We start from the raw sequence: 19,767 nt of genomic DNA on the forward strand, positions 1-19,767 counted from the left end.
TGGATTAAAATGTGATGTTTTATATAGATTCCACCCCTTTTTTTTATGCCTCTTTGAAACCAAACTTTCTTCAGTCCTCTTAATATTTCTTACATTGCGTTTAATAGGAAAAAAAGAAATGGACAAAACCCTCACCTCACGATGTGTTTTGTCCATTTCTATGTTTTAGAGTTCATTAGCAGAACGTCTAAAATTTTCCATTTGTATTATTTAGTCGTTCTTCTAGTCTTTTTAAAGAAGGGTCTTTTTCTGGCTTATATTTAACCCGTTCAACGGCCTTTTTTACCAGTTCCTTCATATCTGTCGAATTACCTTGATTCTTAGGAGGCTTGGGATCAAATGTGACAGTCAACTTAGCCATGAATCAAGCACCTCCATTTTCGTTTTTTTGCTCATGATACCATATGCTCTTCCGCGTAATCAACAGTATCACCCTCCAATAATCGAACGAAAACATTTAGAATATTGCTAATTGTGCTAACGAAATATTCATCAGAAGATTCAAAGTCATATTCAGAGCTAGTCATGTATACGATAAAATATGGATCAGATATTTCACCGATTATCACTGGTGCAGCAATCATTGAATTTCCTGTTTCCTTACGCATCTCAGTTCTTCCCTTTTCAAAAGAAGAAAAAACAGTTTCTTTTAACGTTGGTGATAAATATTCAAGATACTCTTTATACAAAGAGTTACTGACAACGGGAACCACACCAGTAAATATTGAAATCCCTAATTTTTCTTTATACGTTTGACTTATTAAGTCAATACATTTACGCAATGCTTCTTGAGCATTAAATTGGGTTCCGGTTATACACGCTTTAATCTCTTCATACATATCTTCCGAAGAAATTGTCTCGATAATTGATAACCTTATTTCCTCTAATTTTTTATTATATGAGTGCTCCTCACGTGCTGCTTCTTTCGTATTTTCTAATATTCTTTTTGCCTCAAATCCCAGAAATTTTACTTGTTCCCAATTTGAAAACGGAATACGAATAATAAAGGAGAGTATTCCTGCTAGTCCAAAAAAAACTCCAAATGTAATCAGTTGCACATTTGATTTAGTATTCAACAGGATCTTCTTTAATTCATCGAAATTATTAATGGTCGGTGGATTTGATATCGTATCCCAGTTATTCCAAAGTAACACCCCCATTATTGCTATATAGCAAGTCAAAAGAAAGAAACTCCATATTTTTTTAATTGATGCTACAATCTTCTTCTCCTCATAAATCGTTACAACAAACATTCCTAGAAATAATCCTAGAGCTAACATGAAATAGTTCATTTGCTTCACCTAATAATAATACTTATACATTTCCATAGGAAAATCCTTCCTAAAGGCTAAGTTTCTATCTTCTATTTTACCGTATATTTTTTTGCTTGCTGAAAATGCTGAAAGTGTAAATTTCTGTAAGAAAGTGTAAACACTTTATACAATTGTCCCAGAAAATAGAAAAGTAGAAAAGCCCTCCCCCGTTTATCCGGAAGGAGGGCTATCGCTTTTAGAATGCAGCTAACAGTATCTCAAAGGCCTGATGGAGCGCCTTGGCTTGCTCATCTGTAAGTAACCCGTACCCTGCTCCTACAATTGCAAGAGCTCCCCCGACGATCATCAAAACTCCTTGTTTCTTCTTGTTTGTTTTATCCACGATACTCATCCTCTCAATATTACTGTATTAGTACTGCCATCCCACTCAATCTGTAGACAAAGTGCAGCAGCCAACTCACGAGCAGAAGCATAAGCTGATCCCGAAATAACCTTCTCATTAAGGTCTTTCCCGTTTACACGAACGTCCATAGTCTGTTCGATCCACTCCACTTTTCCACGAGCAGCATTGGTTACCGCTCTTACAGGAAGCATGGATGTATCACCCTGAAATAGTCATAGACTCATATGGTGAAGCCGTAGGTGGACCAGGACAATGAGTAGCTTATGGAATTAAATCCTTTAAAACAAAAAAAGAGACGGATAATCACCGCCTCTTTTCCCTGATCAATCCCAAGCAAACCTTTGCTCTTTCCAGGGATCGCCGTACATATTATACCCGTTCTTCTCCCAAAACCCTTGTCTGTCCTTCTCCATAAACTCAATCCCACGCACCCACTTGGCGCTTTTCCAGAAGTAGAGATGCGGAATGACAAAGCGCAGCGGCCAGCCGTGCTCAGGGGTCAAATCCTCGCCGTTGTGTTTCGTAGCAAACAGATTGCCGCTTTTCATGAAATCGACAAGCGGAATGTTCACAGTCCATCCGTGCTCAGCGTGCAGCATGACGTACTTCGCTTCCGGCTTCACCTTTACCAGCTTCAGTACTTCCTCCACCGGAATGCCTTCCCATTCATTATCCAGCTTGCTCCAGCCTGTAACGCAGTGAATATCGTTAGTCGTACCGCCTTTTGGCAGAGCCATCATTTGCTCATAGGTCAATGTAACTTCCTCTTCAACAAGACCGAAAAGACGAAAGCTCCACTCGGTGGACAGGTCTGTATATTCAGGAACCTCCCCGTAGTGCAGGACAGGAAAACCTGTCGTCTGCTTCTGATTCGGGGGAATACGGTCGCGTTTGGTGTCTGATGATGGATTGATAAACATGTTGTTTCCACTCCCCTCGCTGATCAGTGTTCTCGATTATTTCCCAACCCGCAGCAGGGCGTGATCTACTTTAATGCACATGTCCTGTACAACCTCAATGCCTTGATCTGCAACCAATTTAGCAGCCTCTTCGTTGGCAATGCCTTGTTGCATCCAGAACACTTTTGGCTTGTTCTGCATTTTCAATGCTTCCTGTGCAACAGGCAGGATGTCTTCGCTGCGGCGAAACACGTTGACGATGTCTACTGGCTGATCGATCTCAGTCAGGCTGGCAAGTACTTTTTCACCCAAAACTGTTTCACCCGCGATGACAGGATTGACCGGGACGATCTTGTAACCAGCGTTCTGCATAGCTTGCGATACCATATAGCTGGTGCGGTCCGGCTTGTTGGACAGACCCACTACTGCGATCGTTTTTGCATCCTCCAGCAGTTGACGACGTGCTTCGTTGCTTGGATTTTGTGCCATGTGAAAACACTCCTTTTTTTATATGGAAATGGAAATGGAACTACCTCTTATTCACTACGACTGGAAACAAACTCAACAATCGTGCGCGTCATCGCTCCGGTACCGCCAGCTGGTTGCATGTCGCCAGCACTTGCTGTGTATGCCGTACCCGCGATGTCCAGATGTACCCACGGTGTATCGCCAACGAATTCTTGCAGGAAAACACCGCCGATGATGCCGTGGCCATAACGTCCACCCGAGTTTTTCAAATCAGCAAAGCGACTCTTGTTCAGGCTGCGGTATTCATCGAAGGTCGGGAGTTGCCACAAGCGCTCACCTGCGACGTCTGCTGCATTCATCAGCTCATCCAACAGTGCTTTGTCATTGGTCATGGCGCCAGAGCAGAAATGACCGAGTGCGACCACGATACCACCTGTCAAGGTAGCGGCATCCACCAGGCAAGACACTCCTTGCTCTTTTGCATAGGTGATGCAATCAGCCAGTACGAGACGACCTTCTGCGTCTGTCGTAATGATCTCTACCGTTTTGCCACTCATGGTCGTGATGACATCGCCTGGACGGAATGCCGTTCCCGATGGCATGTTTTCCACAGTACCGACGACAGCCAGTACGTTTACTTTTGGTTTAATTTGCCCCAGTGCCTCCAATGCGCCGATCATCGTAGCCGCTCCACCCATGTCCGACTTCATGTCTTCCATGCCTGCTACTGGCTTGATGGAGATCCCACCTGTATCAAATGTCACGCCTTTACCGATCAAGCCAATGACATCGTCCCACGTGTCTCTTCCTTGATATTTGACTACCACAACATAAGGCTCAAGCTCGCTACCTTTCGCTACAGAGAGCACTCCACCCATCCCCAGCTCTTCCAGCTTTGCTTTTTCCATTACTTCCACAGTCATGCCGTAGCGCTCTGCTACCTCGACCATCGCATTTTTCAAAGCGCGTGGAGTCAAGTAGTTAGCTGGTTCATTGACGAGCGTGCGGGCCAGATTCGTTCCGGATACGAGCGCCGAACCACGTGCAACACCTGCCTGTACCAATGAAGCATCGGCATCTGCTGACAATATTTGCACCGTCGCAATTGGGTCAGACTCACGCTTTGCCTTTTGACGGTAGCCCTCGTAATTGTATTCGGCAAGACCAAAGGCTTCTGTCACGGCCTGCGCCAGACGGTCAGCACTCAGATGCTCTGTTGTTGGCAAATCAATAACCACTGTTTTGCCGTTGCCTTTTCCCACAACCGTTTTGGCTGCACGTCCCCATGCATTTCGGGCTGCGACGAAATCAAACTTGCCTGGTTCACCCATCCCGACGATCAACAGTTTTTTCGCAGCTACGTTGTTCATTCCGTGGACAACCGTAATTTCCTTTGCCTCACCCGTCACTTCCTTATCCTGCTGCAAGCCACTCAGACTGCCGCCAAAAGCTTCGTCCAATTCCGGGTATACCTGCGAAATCTCCTCGCCCTTCCATAGCGGAACAATCAGTTCATCACACGCGATATTCACAAGCTGCATGCGTTTTTCTACTGCTACTTTCATATACTCTTCCCTCTTTCTGTGTGGTAGGATACTATATGGGCACATTTGTTTAACACGATGTGTCGACATATAAGCGCAAGGGTGGAAACGTCATGGCTTTTGCCTCTGTGTAAGAAATGACATCCTTTTCCGGCAACAATTTCTCGCATTCATCTATGTAACGAAGAACTCTTGTTACGTCCAGTCCCCAATGAACTGGCTGGTAACGGGTCAAATACTTTCGTGCATTGCCTAACATCCAGCGAGCACCTTTTATATTGCCGTACTCTTGGTGATACAGTCCGACTGACAATTGCAGCAATCCTTGCAAAAACTTGTCTGACTTATCTTCCATCCAGATGTCTTCCAACAGATCATGGCATTCGTAGTATTCTCCATCATTGAATTTTTCAATGAACTGCAAATACTGCTCGGGATACCCCATGGATGCATGCCTCCGTTTCGAACCTTCCGTCTTCATGGTAACACAGATTGGCAATGACTTTACATCCAAACAAAAACTTCACGGATTAAGACAACGCCCTTCTGTTACAATAATCCTAGAGATAAGCGCACAGTAGAAAGGAATGGATTTTCCGTGGCGGATTTTTTTGAAAACTTCCCCTTATGGGCAGCACTGCTAGCCATAGGGATCGCCCAATTTATCAAAATTCCCCTCCATTTTTTTGCAACGAAAACGTGGCAATGGTCACTGCTCATGAGTACAGGCGGTATGCCCAGCTCCCACTCTTCTGCCGTGACAGCACTATCCACAGCCGTGGGACTGCGTGAGGGCTTTGGCAGCAACATGTTCGCTATTTCCGCCATTCTCGGTGTGATCGTGATGTTTGATGCCGCAGGTGTCCGCCGCCATGCCGGCATGCAAGCCGTTGTCTTAAATAAGCTGGTCGATGAATTCAACCACCTGTTAGAAGGAATGAAATCGTTAAAAGTACGCCCTAACCAGGAAAAAGCAAAAAAACTGAAAGAACTGCTTGGTCACCAACCGATCGAGGTATTGATCGGCGGTTGGTTAGGCGTCATGATTGCGTTATTGCTCCATCCGTTTTTTTAAAGGAGGGCTCCCATGCGCATTGTCTCCATCTGTCCCAGCAATACCGAAATTCTGTATTATTTAGGCCTGCATGAGCATGTAGTCGGTTTGGATGATCACTCTGACTGGCCGCAGGAGTGGCAGCATCTCCCCCGGGTTGGACCCGATTTGACAATCGATATGGACCGGGTCGCTGCCCTCCAACCGGATCTGGTCGTAGCGTCACTCTCTGTTCCTGGCATGGAGAAAAATATACAGGCTCTGCGGGATAGAGACATTCCACATATCGTCCTGAACCCTTCCCGGATCGCAGAAATCGCTCATGATATCCGACTCGTCGGTGAGGCGACAGGAACACAGAGGCAAGCCGAGCAGCTTGCGGGACAATTTGACGAAACCATTGAAAGCATCCGACAAAAGGCAGCGAAGTACGCTCAACGCCCGAAGCTGTACTGGGAATGGTGGCCGAATCCCATCTACACACCTGGTCAGGAAAACTGGCTGACCGATGTAAGTGAGATTGCGGGTGCCACTAATATTTTTGCAGATTATCCTGTCGCAAACGTCAAGGCCACACGGGAAATGGTCATGGAACGCAATCCCGATCATATTTGTGTCGTCTGGTGCGGAATTGAATTGAAGCGAATCAAACCTGACATGATCACAAACCGCCCAGAGTGGATGAACATGACCGCGATTCGAAACAACCAGGTCCATTTGTTGGAAGAAGGCCTATATTGCCGCCCTTCTCCTCGCATTTTGGAAGGACTGGAAAAGCTGGTTGATTTGATTCATACAGAATGACACAAAAAACGTTCAAAGCCTCTGCCTTGAACGTTTTTTCTTTTTTCTTTCATGCCACCAATGCGGCATCCATTCGTTTTCGTTAGTTGCTATTCAGTTTGTTGTTTGCCGCTGACGGGTTCCGCCATGGCTGCTATTCCTTTTTCATTCAAGCTATTCAGAAAAGCTTCCGTTACCTTGCCTTCGCCTTTTTTGACGATATACACGTCCACCGATTTTTTCCCCCATTGCGAGAATACATCCTGCTTGGTCTCGAAATACAGGTCAATTTTATGGCCGCGAATCGCTCCACCCTTGTCAGCTACAACGCCATATCCATAACCGGGAATGTACAAGATGGTCCCCAGCGGGAAAACGCGCAGATCGGCTGCAATCGTGGAATAGTCGTCTCTACGTACTTTTACACCTGAATAGGTAATGCCATAGGACGGGTGAGATGGATTTTTGCCCGTCGACTCGTATCCGGCATAGTAGCCAGTCGCTACTACACGTACTTTTGGATATTGATCGTGTAATACATCCGCTTTATCAATCACTTGAGTAAGAGAACTGGCAGATACCGTCCGTTTTTTGACGACACGTTGCCCCTCTTTCGTTTCCTTGATTCCAAAAGTGGATGAGACTCCGTGGTCTCCCACAACATTATAGCTGTATCCATCGCTTGCGAAGGCCGTCAAGACCAGGATGAACAGCGCGATGATACTTACGAACTGCTTTCCATTCATTTCTTGGTAAACCTCCTCTCGTTTCTAGTCATGTCCCGACGAGGAGGAAAGTATACACAAATTTTGGTTGATTACAGAAATATTCTGTCAGTTGCATGTTTTCCCAATCAAATGCCAAAAGAAAAACAGGCCCGAAACTATGGCCTGCTTGTGCTTGTTGTTAAAACATCCGATATCCTTTTTTGCGAAGCGTTTGAATGGTCCAGCCACTCGCCACTGTACCTGCCATGCCGCAGCCCAGAATGAGCGAATCCCAAATTCCCGGAACAATTTGTTGATAGACAAGTGCACCTACCACTACACCAACGCCGATCACAACAGGAAACCATGTTGTTTTCAAAATCATGTTTAAAATAAACCCAATGCCAAACCCTAGCACGGTGAACAGAACAATGGATACCATAAATTGCATCAAGTTCATCGACGAAAAAGACCTCCTGCCACCTTCTCCACCTTTTGCCACTTTCTCGGCAAATACAGGAAAGACGGGCTATTTTCGGTATTAAGTGTAGCAAAAAGGCGAGGGATCGGTCAATAAGAGAAGCTCATCGTATGTGTTGCATGCCTGACAGAAAAAACCGCCGATGCATTCGCTTCGACGGTTTTCTATACGAGGTTCCTTAATCATTATTGATGAGAAGAAACAGCTTCCTTCTGAGCTTCCTGTGTACCAGCTCCGTCACAGTTAGGGCAATTCTCCGAGCCCCCCAGGAGCAGTTGGAAATACCCTTGGCCATGGCAGTACGGGCACTGTTCTTGTTTTTGTCTCATGTTGAGCTCCCCTTTCGGAATACATGCGTGAGAATTAATTGCATGTATTTTCAGATTATTTTGATGTATCTAACTATATCAGAATCCTCCCTTGGTTCACAATGCAGTTCATCGCGAAAAATCCATAAAAAAACCGCAATGTAAGCGGAAACATTGCAGTTTATCTAACTTATTCGCAGGATTACTTAAAGATTTTATAGGAAGTGTATTGAAAAATAGGATCGATATCAAACGATTGACCTGTCATTCCCTGTTCCCGTTTTATATAGTCCGGCAATATGATTTTCAAATAAGTCGAAGACAACGGGTCATGAAGCAGCTCCTGTATTGGCATAAATCTCGCCTCCGCGATCTCACCTTCCTGCGGGCGCGGTTCCCCACCCATGTAATCCATCCAAAAAACGACCATATTGTCGCTAATGGACTCTCGAATGACGCCTGAACGAATTCCCGCTACTTGTCGCACGACTGCCTCGACACCCGTTTCTTCCAGCACTTCACGCACTGCTGCTTCATCTACCGTCTCGCCTTCCTGCACGAATCCCGCAGGAAATGACCATTGCCCTTTTAGTCCGCTGTACGTTTTTTTGACTACTAATGCTTCTTGCCCGCGAATGACGATCCCGCAGGCGCCTAGCCAAACCTTCCCTTCGCGCATCCAGCCCACTCCTTCCATGTCCTAGCTAAACGAAACCCCCGGCTCTTCTTCGCCGGGGGTACCTATCAATCATCCTCGTCATCTAGGAGCCCATTATCGATCATGTATCGCAGATTTTCCCGATCCCTCTCGCGACCCTTTTCCTTGAGCCGTTCGATGGCAGGCAGGATGAGAATATCTACTTCACGCTGTACATGCCATGCCAAATCGTGTCGCCCCTGTTCCTCCAGGTAAAGGCCCACTTCCATCATAGCGTTGTACCGATCCATCTCTTCGCGGACCATGAGCCCCCGGACTTGAATGCTCGCGTGGCGCATTGTTTTACAGCTTTACTTTCTTCAAGGCGAGACCGACGCCGCCAATTTTGTACAAGTAGCGCAGGTCGCTCGCTTTTTTCATCATGGCTGCTGTGCTGCCGAACAGCTTTTTCGAACCTACTTGCCCGATGCCCTCACCTTTTCCAAGGGAGGCCAGTGTCCCTTGCAGATGCGGGATGAATTTTTGAGGCAGATCGCCACGAACCAAGGCAGCCAGATTCTCACCCAGCGTCTCGCCTTCCTGTACCGCGATTTGCGCAGTTGGTGGATAAGGACGTCCTTGTTCATTGAAGATCAAAGCACAATCCCCTACGACAAAAACATTCTCATGACCAGGCGCACGCAAGTATTCGTCTACCTTGACGCGACCGCGCATGACTTCGAAGCCCGCTTTTTCCACGATGCTGTTTCCGCGGACACCTGCTGCCCAGATAACCGTCTTTGATTTGATTTCTTCTCCGGTAGCCAGCAGTACGCCATCCGGCGTGCACTGCTTGATCGGTGTTCCAATTTTGAACTCGATGCCTTTTCTCTCCAATACATCCATCGCGTATTGGATCAGCTCTGGATCAAAGCCAGGCAATGCTGTTGGTGCTGCCTCAATGCAGTAGACTTTCACCAGTTCTGGATCGACATCAAACTCTCGGCACAGCTCTGGCAGACGATCGCCGAGCTCTCCACAAAACTCAATGCCTGTAAAGCCAGCCCCACCCACAACAAACGTGAGGTAGTCCGTACGATCCGGCTCATTTTTAAATTTGGAGAACATGTATTCAATGTGCTCGCGAATATTACGGACCGCATTGATGCTGCGAATGCTAAACGCATGCTCCTTGAGTCCCTCAATTCCGAACGTTTCTGGCTCGCTGCCCAATCCGATGACGAGATAGTCATACGCCAGCACCTCGCCATTTTCGAGCGTGACGGTCTGCTCCTCTGACTGAATGGCTTGCACCGTTCCTTTGACAAAGTTGACTTTGTCCTTGTTCAAAATGCCATCCAGACTGACGCGGGCATGATCCGCAGGTGCCGTACCTGCAGCCGGCTCATGCAGCCAAGTCGTGATGTAGTGATAGTTGTGCTTGTTGACCAAGGTGATTTCCGCCTCATTGTAGTTGAGCTTTTTCTGAAGCTGCAACGTTGTGAGCAAACCACCGTATCCAGCGCCAAGAATCAGGATTTTGGGTGTACCCATCAGTATCCCTTCCAATCATGTATGATGTCATTGTTCATGGTAACTTAAGGAAGATTGTGCGATTTTTCACGTGGTCTGGTACCTATTAAGATGCCCCACTTCATGATCCGTGTAGTATCGGAATTATTGTCCTGAGATGTCATCCGAACCACTCTGTGAAAAAATGCACAAAGTCAGACGTAGAAAAATGTGACAATTTCTTTACAGTCATCCTCATCTTATCGGCAACCGATTGGATTTGCAAGGGTTTTTTGCCTATCATCTTTCGAATTTTCTCTCCTGTTTTTCTACTTGTATGGGTTATAATGGTTGAGGAGTTCGCTTACGATTAATTCGGAGGTGCTTTGGATTGAATTTTCTGCAAAAGGACGAGCAAATCTACGACATTACGATCATTGGTGGCGGCCCTGCCGGGTTATTTACAGCATTTTATGGCGGGATGAGGCAGGCCAGTGTAAAAATCATTGAGAGCATGCCCCAGTTAGGTGGGCAGTTATCCGCTCTTTATCCGGAGAAGTACATATATGATGTAGCCGGATTTCCAAAGGTTTTAGCACAAGATTTGATCAATAATCTGAAAGATCAGATTTCCCGCTTTCAGCAAACCGTTTGTCTGGAAGAGAAAGTGGAAAATGTCGTAAAAAAAGTAGACGATGTGTTTGAAATCACAACGGACAAAGGCACTCACTACTCCAAATCCGTAATCATCACTGCTGGGGTAGGAGCGTTCGAACCTCGCAGGCTGGAACACCCAGATGCCGTCAAATATGAAAAATCCAATCTGCACTATTTTGTTACCGATCTGAACTCCTTCAAGGGACAGCGTGTAGCTGTTATTGGCGGCGGTGATTCCGCTCTGGACTGGTCCCTCATGCTAGAACCTATCGCAAAAGAAGTACACCTCATCCATCGCAGAGACAAGTTCCGCGCACATGAACACAGCGTAGAAATGCTCATGTCCTCCAAAGTAAACGTCACGACACCTTACGAAATTGCAGCTTTGCACGGCGAGGAGCGTATCGAAAAACTCACGCTGGCCCATTGCACGACAAAAGAAGAAATCGATCTGGAAGTCGATGCAGTGATTGTCAACTTCGGCTTCATCTCCTCTCTCGGTCCGATCAAGAACTGGGGGCTGGAACTCGAAAAAGGCTCCATCGTGGTCGATACCCGCATGGAATCAAACATTCCAGGTATTTTCGCAGCAGGCGATATCGCAACCTACCCTGGTAAGGTCAAGCTGATCGCTGTCGGATTTGGTGAGGCCCCTACCGCTGTTAACAACGCGGTTTCCTACTTTAATCCGGACGCCAAATTGCAGCCTGGTCATTCTTCAAGCATGGACAACTTCAAATCGTAAAAAGGTTTCGTCCCTGTTGTTGCCTCCGATGGCTGCGACAGGGATTTTTCATTCCATTGCATAACCGCTTTTGTTGGCGTGCACAGTAGAAGCAACGAGGAGGCGATTACGCTTTGAATCATCTGTGCCCAGTTTGTAATGGCTTCACGCCGCTCCAACAAGCGTGTTCAACGTGCGGTCAAGCTCTGCAAGATGCAGGCCGTCTGTATGACTTTTATGGGAGTTACAGCCCGTACCGGGAGATAGACGATGCCAAGATGGACAACGGTTACATAGATCGTACGCGCCACCAATGCATCCATACAGGCTGGTGTCCCTTCTGCCAAACGGAACAGAAGGTCATCCTGAATGAATGGACCCCCGCTATGCTTGTAACCGATATGAAAAAGGACGCGTACCAGTAAGTGGGTCACGTCCTTTTTTTGTTTAAAACGTTATTTTTTCTTCATGGCCAGCTTTTCCGCCATACGAGAATTGTTTGCTTGCATTTGTTCCAGCATTTGCTGGAGTGACTCCTTAATCTTGGCTGTATCGCCAGATTCAATCGCCGAGTCAAAAGCCTCGTGTGTTTTTTTCATTTGCTCGATCCGAGCTTTTCGGGCGTCACGTTCTTCTTTTGGCCCCATGTTTTTGTCTTTCCATTCCTTGAACTGCTTTTCCATCTGTTCGTTGGTGATTTCGCCCTTCTTCACTTGTTCATTCAGCTTGTTGATCAGTTGCTTGCGTTCTTCACGCTTCGCCTGCCACTTCGGGTCGTCACTCAGCGCCTCGAACTCACCCATTAAACGATCGCGTTCTTTAAACGCTGCCTGCCATTTCCCCACGCTGTCTGGTGCATATTTTTCCGCTAGCAAGAGCATGTACATTTTTTGATGAACGCCCCTGTTTGAGCTGTGTCGCACCTTCATGTGCTTCTCGCCATGCTCATCATGGCTGTGATTCGGCTTGATCACCTGGGCACCTGTTGCAGATACATCTTGGACAAACGCAACACCTGGCATGGCGAGACCCATTACCAGCGCTGTTGTCATCATTCCTTGCTTCCACATCTTCATATGATTCACTCCTTCTGATTAGAAAATGTCTATGATAGACCGTTAAAAAGGACGCAACTCTTCTCTATCCAGCCCCAATAGTTTTACAAGGCCCATTTGCTCGAGATCGCTTTTTGTTTTTTCGGTGCCATACTGATAAATAAGTTGGTAGATGGCTCGCAGGTTGTCATCGTATTCGTCGTTGTCCCGATCCGGCATGTCAGACCATAGTGTATGCCCATGCATCCACATCATAAAATCACCATGGACACAGTTATTGAACAAGTCTCGCATCATGCCCACTTGAACGTCGGTCGCTTCAATCTCAAAATCGTACGTGGCGGAGCCTTTTTCATCGCGAATTTCCGCCACTGTCGTTCCTGCTTGCAAGGTCACGTAGTAGTGCTTCTTATCCAGTGTCACTCATCTCCTTTTTGGATCGCATCACCGACTTGAAAACTTTTCCTCCTTACCATGTGCAAAAATCGCGAAAAACATGTATATATAACGAGCAAAAAAGCCCTCCGTCATGGGAGGACTTTCTCCTATTTGCTGCTAAGCCTTATGCTACGATCGATCTTCTTTCCGCAAATTATGCCCGGTGTTCTCTCCCGTTTTCGGAGGAGTGCTGCGTGAACCGGCGGATGCTTCTGTTGGTCGTTTGTCTTTGTTGTTGTGCTTGGACATGTGGTTCCCTCCCTTACTCGATGAGTGGCTGCCCATGTAGTATGTCCCCACCTGTGAAATGAAAAAACACCTTGACCCGCTATGCAGGCCAAAGTGCTTGTTTGTTGTTTTATGACAATGAGAGAATCGAATTATTTCACGACTAATTTTGCTACCATTTTGCCATGATCCGGTCCACAGATCACGTTGCAAAAGATGGTGTACTCCCCAGCTGTATCGATTTTCATCGTTTTGCTGCCATCTTTTTGAAGGTCTACATCCAGCCCTTGGATACCAATACCGTGAAAGCCTTCTGTCGACTTGAAGTTGATCGTGAACTCTTCGCCAGCTTTTACTTCAAAGGTTTCTTGATTGAATTTCCAGTTACTAGCTTCGATATTCACTTGTGTACCAGTAGTCGCCGCAGGAGCCGCTGCATCCGTGCTAGCAGCTTCCTTGTCTCCGCCGCATGCTGTCATCAACATGGCAGACAATGCAACTGAAGAAATCAATAGACCCCACTTCTTGTTCACGTTTGACCCCTTCTTTCTTCTTTTTCTACACTTCCATCTTACTCGATGAAATCAATCCAAAATCTGGGATCGTGTGAACGAACAGTGACGAATTGGGGAACGATTGATGAACACGAGCGTTCATGATTGATTGATCGCGTACACCGTGATCTCTGGAAAGCAATTCAGCCGGATTGGCAGCCTGGAAGTACCAAGCCCGCGACTGATGCCAAATACGCCAACGAATTGATCTTCTTTTTGCCCGATATGAAAATGCTTGTAGGCACCAACAGTCCGATTGAACAAGCGAATTTGTCCCCCGTGGGTGTGTCCGGTCAAGAGAAGGTCAGCCTTCAAACGCTCGTTGTGAATCAAGGAGATAATCTTGGGAGAGTGGGCCAAAAATATCGTCAAGTTCGCCTGCTGGATCTCTTGTTCTGGACGACGTTCATTGCCGTAAATCGAGTTATCGAAGCCATAAATCCAAATGCGACTGCCGTCCTTTTCGATCACGACACCCTCGTTTTCCAACCCCGTCATCACCTGCTGCCAGGCCTCTTTTTGGGAACCGTAGACAGCATCGGAATAAACCTTTTTGCGAAATCTTCCTGCTTCTCTCTCGTAATTGCCAGGAACGAAGCATATCCCATCCTCGCTCTTTATTTTCGCTAGCTCATTCAACACACGCGTCAACTGCCCGCTGTGCTGTGTTAAATCTCCCGTCACCATCACCAAATCCGGCTCGTGAACATTCACCAGTTTGTGCAACTCTCCATTCCAAAACTGTGTTCGTCCATGAGGATCGGAAAGATGAACCAATGTAAGTGGGGGTACAGAAGGGATCGTCAGCTTCACTGTCGATGTTTTGACATAAGTCGTATGGTAGGCAAGAAAGATTATTCCCACCAGGATACACAAAATAATCGTTGTCATCATTTTCGGAACAATCCTCTCTTTTCCCCGTCTTATGATTTAGAGGAGTGGATCAGTGATGATTATTAGGAACGCTCAAGGTATTCTTACTTTTTTCTCGTTCGTGATTCTTTTCACCTTTTTTATCCAGCCCTTTCCTGCGTCGGCCTGTAGTTGTGCCAGACCTCCTGACCCTTTAACAGCAAAGGATCAGTCTGCTGCTGTATTTACAGGCAAGGTGCTTCAGGTAAATGAGCGAACTGACTGGCTTCGTTGGCTTCCCTTTTGGGATAAACCAGAGCGAGGAGGCTTTGATGTTATTTTCGAGGTGCAGTCCACGTGGAAAGGAGTGGATCAGACACAAGTTCAGATCGTCACTGGCGGTCTTGGAGGCGGATGCGGCATTCCTTTTCAACCAGGTCAAGAATATCTTGTCTATGCCTCTTTTTGGGAGCTAAATGAGCTAGAAACCAATATCTGTACACGAACAGTCCTCAAAGCAGATGCAGGAGAAGACTTGCAAGTATTGGGGTCTGGCACAGTGCCTGTCCCTTCAGCAAATCTCAATTGGAATGATTATTTAGTTACGGTTATTGTCATCATCTCAGGAGGAATCTTGTTCTATCTCATTTGGTTCCAAACAAAACGGAGACGATAGATCACCTCGTCTCCGTCCTCACTATTTTCATGGAAGATATGCCTTTGCCCGATACTCCGAGAGATTAAAGGACTGCCAGCTATTGTCCTCATACAAAATCTCTTTCCGCTCTTGCAGCATCTCCATGAATTTCTCTTCTACCTTTTTGTCCCGCACATGCTCCATAACCACTGGTATGGCGTCATAAGACAGCTCGCTTAAATACTCGATGTCGATGTGCCCAGTCGCATGATAGCGCTGTACATTGTTTTTGGCAATGATGACGTCCATATTGATGTAATTCAGAATGACGTAACTCACGAGTGTCACAATCGCGTAATACTTGATCAGAGAAAAACCGTCGCGCCAAATTTTCAAGAGAGCAATGATAAACAGCACAAACAGAAATATCATGAAAACGTGAGCTAACAGCCGCGTATGCGTATACCCATAAGCATCCTCATACAGTGAGAGGCGAAAATAGGCGGACACGAGCATGAAGCCCGTGCAAATCGTCAGCATACTCAGCAGAACTTGAATGATCCGGTAGAGCATTGCTTTTGCCCGTGATGCGAAGTGCATCGTACATAGGAGAATCAAGAAATTAATAACGGTGACCGTCACCAGCTCATTGAAGCCATTTCTAGCATACTCGGCGTACGTCAATTCATCTGGTAAAACTCGCTTCGCCCCGCTGAACAAATACGATATCTGAATGTATGTAAACGCTGTGTACACGATATTGATAATCGCCAGAATCGTTACGAGAATCACTCCGTCCCAGACGATCTTTTTGTCTTCTACAGGTACAGGCAAATCCACTACTTCTTCTCGTTTCCCGAAAAGAGAATACATGTAAGCAAAAACAAGGATCGTAATGAGCGCGATTAGCATCATTCGAAAGATTGCTTCAAGTGAATTAACATCAATCACCCTCCGCGGGATTTGACCCAGAAAATGTCCAAACACACTATCCGCATTCGAGAGCAAGGAGAGTACAATCACCAGTAGAGGCACCGAGATGCCGATTCCGATGAAAACCTTCTTCATCACCCCATACTTCTCCTGATTCACCCTACCCTTGATCCATTCCTTTGTCAGCCTAAATGGCAGACGCGTATGCTTCGGGGTGTAAAGAAGCAATGTCTCCATCATTTCCATGAAAAAGCCTGACTCGTACCATTTCGCTTGATGACGTTTGGTGATCAGGATCGTTTGGATCACGAATAGTAGCGGGATCAGCAACAGGTTGAACAGGTGAAAATGCGGATTGGAAAATAGAAAAAAGGTTAGCGCCAATAGAAAAATCGGAAGAGTCCATATCCAGTCGAATACTTGCTTTCGAGAAAAGCTTATATGAATACGTTGTCTAGCCTGCCAAATAAAAAGAACGTATACGCCGATTACGAACAACAGATACGAGATGCCCAATCCTTTACCGTAAAACATCCAGTCAAACAGTAAACCGATCCCAAATGCCCCCAGCAATAGCCACTGCAAGCCTTTTTGTACTTGCTTAACATCAGCCAACTTCTTCACTCCTTACTCATGCTTTTGCCCTTAAAAAGGTAAGAGCAGACTCCACGAAGGAGCTGCTCTTGTAAGTACGTGCAAATTTGGATAAATGTTACATTTTTGGTCGGGTATATCTACTTTAAATTTTCGGCAATCATCAGTAAATCTTTTTTCGTCAGAGCAGGATTCATGGCACCCACTTCGATGAGTCTATTCTTGTCCTCTTGATAGACCTTAATGACTTTCTCTTCGGTTCCATCCATTAGCTTCCTAGCTATATACATTCCCTCATATTTTTGCACTTTCACTTTTTCTACGATGGCATCCTCTCCTGCTTCTTCCTCAATCCATTTCACACCCTCAAAGTTCGTGATGGCGATGTATACGTCCCCGTCCTTCTCTGCTCCTGCACTCCCTTTGTACAACGTAAAGACTCTATTTATTACCGGCTTAGGAGATACTTTTCGCATGACGATTTGTTTCTTGTCCTTCTCCGCCTCTTTGTGCATTTCTGCGAATAATTCTGGTTGGCTATAATCAAATGGATACTCGACATGCCCTTTTACAAACTTGTAACCACCTGCTATCTCTGCTGGTACTTCATAAAAGCTGCTCACTTCTTTCTGCAACGGTGCTGTGGTCAGATGTTCGACAGGAATATATGTGAAGGAAACACGTTTTTTCGGATTGTCCGGTCCAGGTATATAAATAGCTGCACCTTCTCCTGGCTTAAGCGAATTTCGTGCATCTTCAAAGGTTTTTATACTTTCAGCACTACCTTTTTGTAGTGGAGTAGTAGTTTGCTGCACTTTCACAACTGCTTCTCCTTTTTCATTCTTCAATTCGTATACCTTCATAGCTGCATAGGCAGACGTTCCTCCGAACACAAGAATGGCTGCAACAATTAATCCCAATCTTTTTTTCATTTGTTTTCCCTCCGATATACTTTTTCGTTCCTTGATTTTTTGAAGGACCTGTTCCTTGACATCGAAATCATCGGCGGCGGCGGTTAGCTGTTGTTTCCAATCATCGGGTTGCTGAGATCGAGTCATGTCTATCACCGCCTTCACTCACGAGCATGTAAGATTTACATTTTTTCAATGCCCGTTCATACTGTTTTCGCAGCGTAGCTGGCTTTGTATCAAACAACAAGGCCAGCTCGTCGTAGCTGCGTTCTTCCACCACACGCAAGATCAGCAGATTCCGCTCTTTTACAGATAGCTTTGATATTGCTACATGAAGAGGGTTATTCAAATACTCCGTATCCTCTACTTTCTTTTCCCCCTCATGGCGACTGACCGTCTGAATCCCCGCTCGCAAAAAAGTAACCACGCGATTCCGCCTCGCTCTGTTTAAGAGGTTCAGACAATGATGATACGCAATCTTATACATCCATGCCGAGAAAGAAACGTTGTGTCGATAGCTATCCAGCTGCTCGAATGCTTTCAAGAAAACCTCCTGGACAGCATCCTCCGCTTCCTGTCGGTGTCCCAGCATGTGATAGCAGTACACGAACAACGGCTTTTGCATCGCATCGATGATCAAACCAAATTGGTCGATATCCCCGGCTCTGACCTCCTTTAGCGCTTGCTCCATTTCGTTATGATCCAAGCCCTCTCACCTCCGATTCGCACGTATAACAAACAAAGGCGTCATTTTGTGACACGATTTGGAAATTTTTCTTTCATTAAGGAAAATCCGCACAAAAAAATCCATACCTTCGTATGGATTTCAAGTGTTATTACCATTTCACCTTATATAGCTCCTTGTTCTTTTTCATGTAGAGGACATATTGTTTCGCTACGTTAATCTCTACAATGGCATCTTTCTCGAAATCGACGATTTTTTCTTTTTCGTCCGAATCGATCTCTGCACGGTACAGCGCATTGTCATGAGTACTATAGTAGAGGCTTCCATCCACTACTTCTACGATATATCCGTTGAGAGCTTTCATATCCTTTAAGATCTTTCCATCCTTGGTCATGAGGATATGTTTAAAATTGCTATCCCGAAAAGCGATCGCATCAGTATAGACACCAATCGGGCTCTGGTTTATATATATTTTTGTGTCATCATCGGTCAGTTTTGTTTCGTCCGTTCCGTCCAGCCTCATTTTATATAGTCCTTGGTCCACACTGTCGTGAAAATAATACCAATCATCTGATACGGTTGCGAAATCTACGTTTTCTCGTACTATCTCTTTCTTGTCAGATTTTCGTTTTGACTTGTACAATACGAATTTGTTATCACTTGTATACGCCGTAAAGTGTATATAGCCATCTACAATGGATAGGGACGTAATTTTTTTCCCTGCAAACTCGAGTGCTTCTGGCGTATTCCGTCCATGTTTGATCGTATAAAGCGTGCTTTTGAATATCCCTCCAAGCTCTCTTGGGTCCGTGACACGCAAGTAATAAATCCCATCCTCATCCTGATGAATTTCACCCGTTAAATGATTGGCCTTGCTTATTTTCAGCGCTTCCTGTTTTTCCAATCTATCCTTGTAGATTGTTCCTCTCGAATGGTCGCCATTCTCAGGAACATAATAGTAAATCCACTTCGAGTTGATACGGATACTGCCATCAACCAATGCCTCTATCTCTTGTCCATCTTCATCTTCCATGAACAGACTTAACTTAATAGTATATTTCCCTGGCTCCTCCGGGATAAATGTTCCCGTAACCTCATATTTTTTACTTTTTTCTTTTATTTTCACTTCGTCCATCTCAAGCTCTTCGTCGGGGCCTTCGATACTGAATCTCGCTTCTTCTTTTATCTCCCCCTTCTTGGCAATCGTTGCTGTTATCGTGACCTTCTGACCAACTTCTACTTGCCCACGGGGAGAGAACGCAAGACTACCTCCCACTACCGCTTTTGACTCGGGAGCCCCATGAATCGTCGGAGGGACTGCACCATATAAAAAAATAAGCGAAAAAAAGATCGTCAAAATCCGTCTTATCGTCTGCATGCAGAAGACATCCTACCTTCCTTTTGTATGTACATTCCATTTATTTCTAAC

The 19,767-nt window shown here is 45.7% G+C and carries 27 protein-coding genes; 4 read left to right on the forward strand and 23 right to left on the reverse strand.

What is annotated here, in order from left to right:
* Nucleotides 1-187: 187 nt before the first annotated feature.
* The 8 genes from HP568_RS10940 to HP568_RS10975 form a co-directional block, all read right to left on the reverse strand.
* A complete protein-coding gene (locus HP568_RS10940; RefSeq protein WP_173629086.1) occupies nucleotides 188-361 on the reverse strand; it encodes a hypothetical protein in 174 nt (57 codons plus the stop codon).
* Between the two features lie 31 nt (nucleotides 362-392).
* The gene (locus HP568_RS10945) at nucleotides 393-1,292 is read right to left on the reverse strand and encodes a hypothetical protein (protein ID WP_173629087.1); all 900 of its coding nucleotides are present in this window, start codon (nucleotides 1,290-1,292) and stop codon (nucleotides 393-395) included.
* 217 nt (nucleotides 1,293-1,509) lie between these two features.
* Nucleotides 1,510-1,656, reverse strand: coding sequence for a hypothetical protein (locus tag HP568_RS10950; RefSeq protein ID WP_162630254.1), 147 nt, complete (start codon nucleotides 1,654-1,656; stop codon nucleotides 1,510-1,512).
* Between the two features lie 5 nt (nucleotides 1,657-1,661).
* On the reverse strand, nucleotides 1,662-1,868 hold the full coding sequence (locus HP568_RS10955; RefSeq protein ID WP_254551138.1) for a copper amine oxidase N-terminal domain-containing protein: 207 nt from the start codon (nucleotides 1,866-1,868) through the stop codon (nucleotides 1,662-1,664).
* Nucleotides 1,869-2,000: 132 nt separating this feature from the next.
* A complete protein-coding gene (locus HP568_RS10960) occupies nucleotides 2,001-2,597 on the reverse strand; it encodes a sulfite oxidase-like oxidoreductase (protein ID WP_048034505.1) in 597 nt (198 codons plus the stop codon).
* A 36-nt stretch (nucleotides 2,598-2,633) separates the two neighbouring features.
* On the reverse strand, nucleotides 2,634-3,065 hold the full coding sequence (locus HP568_RS10965) for a CoA-binding protein (protein ID WP_048034506.1): 432 nt from the start codon (nucleotides 3,063-3,065) through the stop codon (nucleotides 2,634-2,636).
* A gap of 47 nt (nucleotides 3,066-3,112) precedes the next feature.
* Nucleotides 3,113-4,609 carry a leucyl aminopeptidase gene (locus tag HP568_RS10970; protein WP_173629088.1) on the reverse strand — a complete coding sequence of 499 codons (1,497 nt, stop codon included), beginning with the start codon at nucleotides 4,607-4,609 and terminating at the stop codon, nucleotides 3,113-3,115.
* A gap of 49 nt (nucleotides 4,610-4,658) precedes the next feature.
* Nucleotides 4,659-5,033, reverse strand: coding sequence for a DUF309 domain-containing protein (locus HP568_RS10975; RefSeq protein WP_017251328.1), 375 nt, complete (start codon nucleotides 5,031-5,033; stop codon nucleotides 4,659-4,661).
* A 153-nt stretch (nucleotides 5,034-5,186) separates the two neighbouring features.
* Between HP568_RS10975 and HP568_RS10980 the strand changes: the two genes are divergently transcribed.
* Both HP568_RS10980 and HP568_RS10985 read left to right on the forward strand, forming a co-directional pair.
* The gene (locus HP568_RS10980; protein ID WP_047074924.1) at nucleotides 5,187-5,663 is read left to right on the forward strand and encodes a divergent PAP2 family protein; all 477 of its coding nucleotides are present in this window, start codon (nucleotides 5,187-5,189) and stop codon (nucleotides 5,661-5,663) included.
* A gap of 12 nt (nucleotides 5,664-5,675) precedes the next feature.
* The gene (locus HP568_RS10985) at nucleotides 5,676-6,446 is read left to right on the forward strand and encodes a cobalamin-binding protein (protein WP_173629089.1); all 771 of its coding nucleotides are present in this window, start codon (nucleotides 5,676-5,678) and stop codon (nucleotides 6,444-6,446) included.
* Between the two features lie 89 nt (nucleotides 6,447-6,535).
* Here the strand turns inward: HP568_RS10985 and HP568_RS10990 are convergent, their stop codons facing one another.
* From HP568_RS10990 to HP568_RS11015, 6 genes are all read right to left on the reverse strand, one after another.
* The gene (locus tag HP568_RS10990; protein ID WP_048034509.1) at nucleotides 6,536-7,171 is read right to left on the reverse strand and encodes a 3D domain-containing protein; all 636 of its coding nucleotides are present in this window, start codon (nucleotides 7,169-7,171) and stop codon (nucleotides 6,536-6,538) included.
* Nucleotides 7,172-7,331: 160 nt separating this feature from the next.
* The gene (locus HP568_RS10995) at nucleotides 7,332-7,592 is read right to left on the reverse strand and encodes a YuiB family protein (RefSeq protein ID WP_048034510.1); all 261 of its coding nucleotides are present in this window, start codon (nucleotides 7,590-7,592) and stop codon (nucleotides 7,332-7,334) included.
* 206 nt (nucleotides 7,593-7,798) lie between these two features.
* The gene (locus HP568_RS11000; protein WP_173616474.1) at nucleotides 7,799-7,942 is read right to left on the reverse strand and encodes a YuiA family protein; all 144 of its coding nucleotides are present in this window, start codon (nucleotides 7,940-7,942) and stop codon (nucleotides 7,799-7,801) included.
* A 181-nt stretch (nucleotides 7,943-8,123) separates the two neighbouring features.
* Nucleotides 8,124-8,600, reverse strand: a complete 477-nt coding sequence (locus tag HP568_RS11005) for an NUDIX domain-containing protein (protein ID WP_173629090.1) — start codon at nucleotides 8,598-8,600, stop codon at nucleotides 8,124-8,126.
* Between the two features lie 65 nt (nucleotides 8,601-8,665).
* Nucleotides 8,666-8,917, reverse strand: a complete 252-nt coding sequence (locus HP568_RS11010) for a hypothetical protein (protein ID WP_007716742.1) — start codon at nucleotides 8,915-8,917, stop codon at nucleotides 8,666-8,668.
* 4 nt (nucleotides 8,918-8,921) lie between these two features.
* Complete coding sequence (locus tag HP568_RS11015; protein ID WP_048034512.1) at nucleotides 8,922-10,112, reverse strand: NAD(P)/FAD-dependent oxidoreductase; 1,191 nt, start codon at nucleotides 10,110-10,112, stop codon at nucleotides 8,922-8,924.
* 349 nt (nucleotides 10,113-10,461) lie between these two features.
* Here HP568_RS11015 and HP568_RS11020 point away from each other — a divergent pair, with 349 nt between their 5' ends.
* Nucleotides 10,462-11,472, forward strand: a complete 1,011-nt coding sequence (locus tag HP568_RS11020) for an NAD(P)/FAD-dependent oxidoreductase (protein ID WP_048034513.1) — start codon at nucleotides 10,462-10,464, stop codon at nucleotides 11,470-11,472.
* Between the two features lie 167 nt (nucleotides 11,473-11,639).
* On the opposite strand, the gene HP568_RS30270 is transcribed toward HP568_RS11020, so the two are convergent.
* The 5 genes from HP568_RS30270 to HP568_RS11045 all read right to left on the reverse strand — a co-directional run bounded on the left by HP568_RS30270 (nucleotide 11,640) and on the right by HP568_RS11045 (nucleotide 14,617).
* Entirely contained in the window at nucleotides 11,640-11,885 is a 246-nt protein-coding gene (locus tag HP568_RS30270; protein ID WP_173629091.1) for a hypothetical protein, read from the reverse strand.
* Between the two features lie 21 nt (nucleotides 11,886-11,906).
* Complete coding sequence (locus HP568_RS11030; RefSeq protein WP_048034515.1) at nucleotides 11,907-12,527, reverse strand: hypothetical protein; 621 nt, start codon at nucleotides 12,525-12,527, stop codon at nucleotides 11,907-11,909.
* Nucleotides 12,528-12,569: 42 nt separating this feature from the next.
* Nucleotides 12,570-12,929: a hypothetical protein gene (locus HP568_RS11035; protein ID WP_007716752.1), complete on the reverse strand. Its 360-nt coding sequence runs from the start codon at nucleotides 12,927-12,929 to the stop codon at nucleotides 12,570-12,572.
* Nucleotides 12,930-13,324: 395 nt separating this feature from the next.
* Nucleotides 13,325-13,705 carry a cupredoxin domain-containing protein gene (locus tag HP568_RS11040; protein WP_056491731.1) on the reverse strand — a complete coding sequence of 127 codons (381 nt, stop codon included), beginning with the start codon at nucleotides 13,703-13,705 and terminating at the stop codon, nucleotides 13,325-13,327.
* Nucleotides 13,706-13,825: 120 nt separating this feature from the next.
* Nucleotides 13,826-14,617, reverse strand: a complete 792-nt coding sequence (locus HP568_RS11045; RefSeq protein ID WP_254551140.1) for a metallophosphoesterase — start codon at nucleotides 14,615-14,617, stop codon at nucleotides 13,826-13,828.
* A 58-nt stretch (nucleotides 14,618-14,675) separates the two neighbouring features.
* Between HP568_RS11045 and HP568_RS11050 the strand changes: the two genes are divergently transcribed.
* Complete coding sequence (locus HP568_RS11050) at nucleotides 14,676-15,254, forward strand: hypothetical protein (RefSeq protein WP_217366527.1); 579 nt, start codon at nucleotides 14,676-14,678, stop codon at nucleotides 15,252-15,254.
* Nucleotides 15,255-15,281: 27 nt separating this feature from the next.
* Here the strand turns inward: HP568_RS11050 and HP568_RS11055 are convergent, their stop codons facing one another.
* The 4 genes from HP568_RS11055 to HP568_RS11070 form a co-directional block, all read right to left on the reverse strand.
* A complete protein-coding gene (locus HP568_RS11055; RefSeq protein ID WP_173629119.1) occupies nucleotides 15,282-16,763 on the reverse strand; it encodes a DUF4153 domain-containing protein in 1,482 nt (493 codons plus the stop codon).
* Nucleotides 16,764-16,882: 119 nt separating this feature from the next.
* A complete protein-coding gene (locus HP568_RS11060; protein WP_048034519.1) occupies nucleotides 16,883-17,800 on the reverse strand; it encodes a hypothetical protein in 918 nt (305 codons plus the stop codon).
* The gene (locus HP568_RS11065; protein WP_048034520.1) at nucleotides 17,775-18,359 is read right to left on the reverse strand and encodes an RNA polymerase sigma factor; all 585 of its coding nucleotides are present in this window, start codon (nucleotides 18,357-18,359) and stop codon (nucleotides 17,775-17,777) included. The genes HP568_RS11060 and HP568_RS11065 overlap by 26 nt, the downstream gene beginning before the upstream one ends.
* A gap of 130 nt (nucleotides 18,360-18,489) precedes the next feature.
* Entirely contained in the window at nucleotides 18,490-19,716 is a 1,227-nt protein-coding gene (locus tag HP568_RS11070; protein ID WP_173629094.1) for a DUF5050 domain-containing protein, read from the reverse strand.
* Nucleotides 19,717-19,767: the final 51 nt, after the last annotated feature.

The sequence above is a fragment of the Brevibacillus sp. MS2.2 genome, assembly GCF_013284345.1.
GTDB lineage: Bacteria > Bacillota > Bacilli > Brevibacillales > Brevibacillaceae > Brevibacillus > Brevibacillus brevis_C.

Coding starts and splice junctions, on each gene's coding strand:
- HP568_RS10940 (WP_173629086.1), bottom strand. CDS start 361: ATGGCTAAGTTGACTGTCACATTTGATCCCAAGCCTCCTAAGAATCAA.
- HP568_RS10945 (WP_173629087.1), bottom strand. CDS start 1,292: ATGAACTATTTCATGTTAGCTCTAGGATTATTTCTAGGAATGTTTGTT.
- HP568_RS10955 (WP_254551138.1), bottom strand. CDS start 1,868: ATGCTTCCTGTAAGAGCGGTAACCAATGCTGCTCGTGGAAAAGTGGAG.
- HP568_RS10960 (WP_048034505.1), bottom strand. CDS start 2,597: ATGTTTATCAATCCATCATCAGACACCAAACGCGACCGTATTCCCCCG.
- HP568_RS10965 (WP_048034506.1), bottom strand. CDS start 3,065: ATGGCACAAAATCCAAGCAACGAAGCACGTCGTCAACTGCTGGAGGAT.
- HP568_RS10970 (WP_173629088.1), bottom strand. CDS start 4,609: ATGAAAGTAGCAGTAGAAAAACGCATGCAGCTTGTGAATATCGCGTGT.
- HP568_RS10975 (WP_017251328.1), bottom strand. CDS start 5,033: ATGGGGTATCCCGAGCAGTATTTGCAGTTCATTGAAAAATTCAATGAT.
- HP568_RS10985 (WP_173629089.1), top strand. CDS start 5,676: ATGCGCATTGTCTCCATCTGTCCCAGCAATACCGAAATTCTGTATTAT.
- HP568_RS10990 (WP_048034509.1), bottom strand. CDS start 7,171: ATGAATGGAAAGCAGTTCGTAAGTATCATCGCGCTGTTCATCCTGGTC.
- HP568_RS10995 (WP_048034510.1), bottom strand. CDS start 7,592: ATGAACTTGATGCAATTTATGGTATCCATTGTTCTGTTCACCGTGCTA.
- HP568_RS11000 (WP_173616474.1), bottom strand. CDS start 7,942: ATGAGACAAAAACAAGAACAGTGCCCGTACTGCCATGGCCAAGGGTAT.
- HP568_RS11005 (WP_173629090.1), bottom strand. CDS start 8,600: ATGCGCGAAGGGAAGGTTTGGCTAGGCGCCTGCGGGATCGTCATTCGC.
- HP568_RS11010 (WP_007716742.1), bottom strand. CDS start 8,917: ATGCGCCACGCGAGCATTCAAGTCCGGGGGCTCATGGTCCGCGAAGAG.
- HP568_RS11015 (WP_048034512.1), bottom strand. CDS start 10,112: ATGGGTACACCCAAAATCCTGATTCTTGGCGCTGGATACGGTGGTTTG.
- HP568_RS11030 (WP_048034515.1), bottom strand. CDS start 12,527: ATGAAGATGTGGAAGCAAGGAATGATGACAACAGCGCTGGTAATGGGT.
- HP568_RS11045 (WP_254551140.1), bottom strand. CDS start 14,617: ATGACAACGATTATTTTGTGTATCCTGGTGGGAATAATCTTTCTTGCC.
- HP568_RS11050 (WP_217366527.1), top strand. CDS start 14,676: ATGATTATTAGGAACGCTCAAGGTATTCTTACTTTTTTCTCGTTCGTG.
- HP568_RS11060 (WP_048034519.1), bottom strand. CDS start 17,800: ATGACTCGATCTCAGCAACCCGATGATTGGAAACAACAGCTAACCGCC.
- HP568_RS11070 (WP_173629094.1), bottom strand. CDS start 19,716: ATGCAGACGATAAGACGGATTTTGACGATCTTTTTTTCGCTTATTTTT.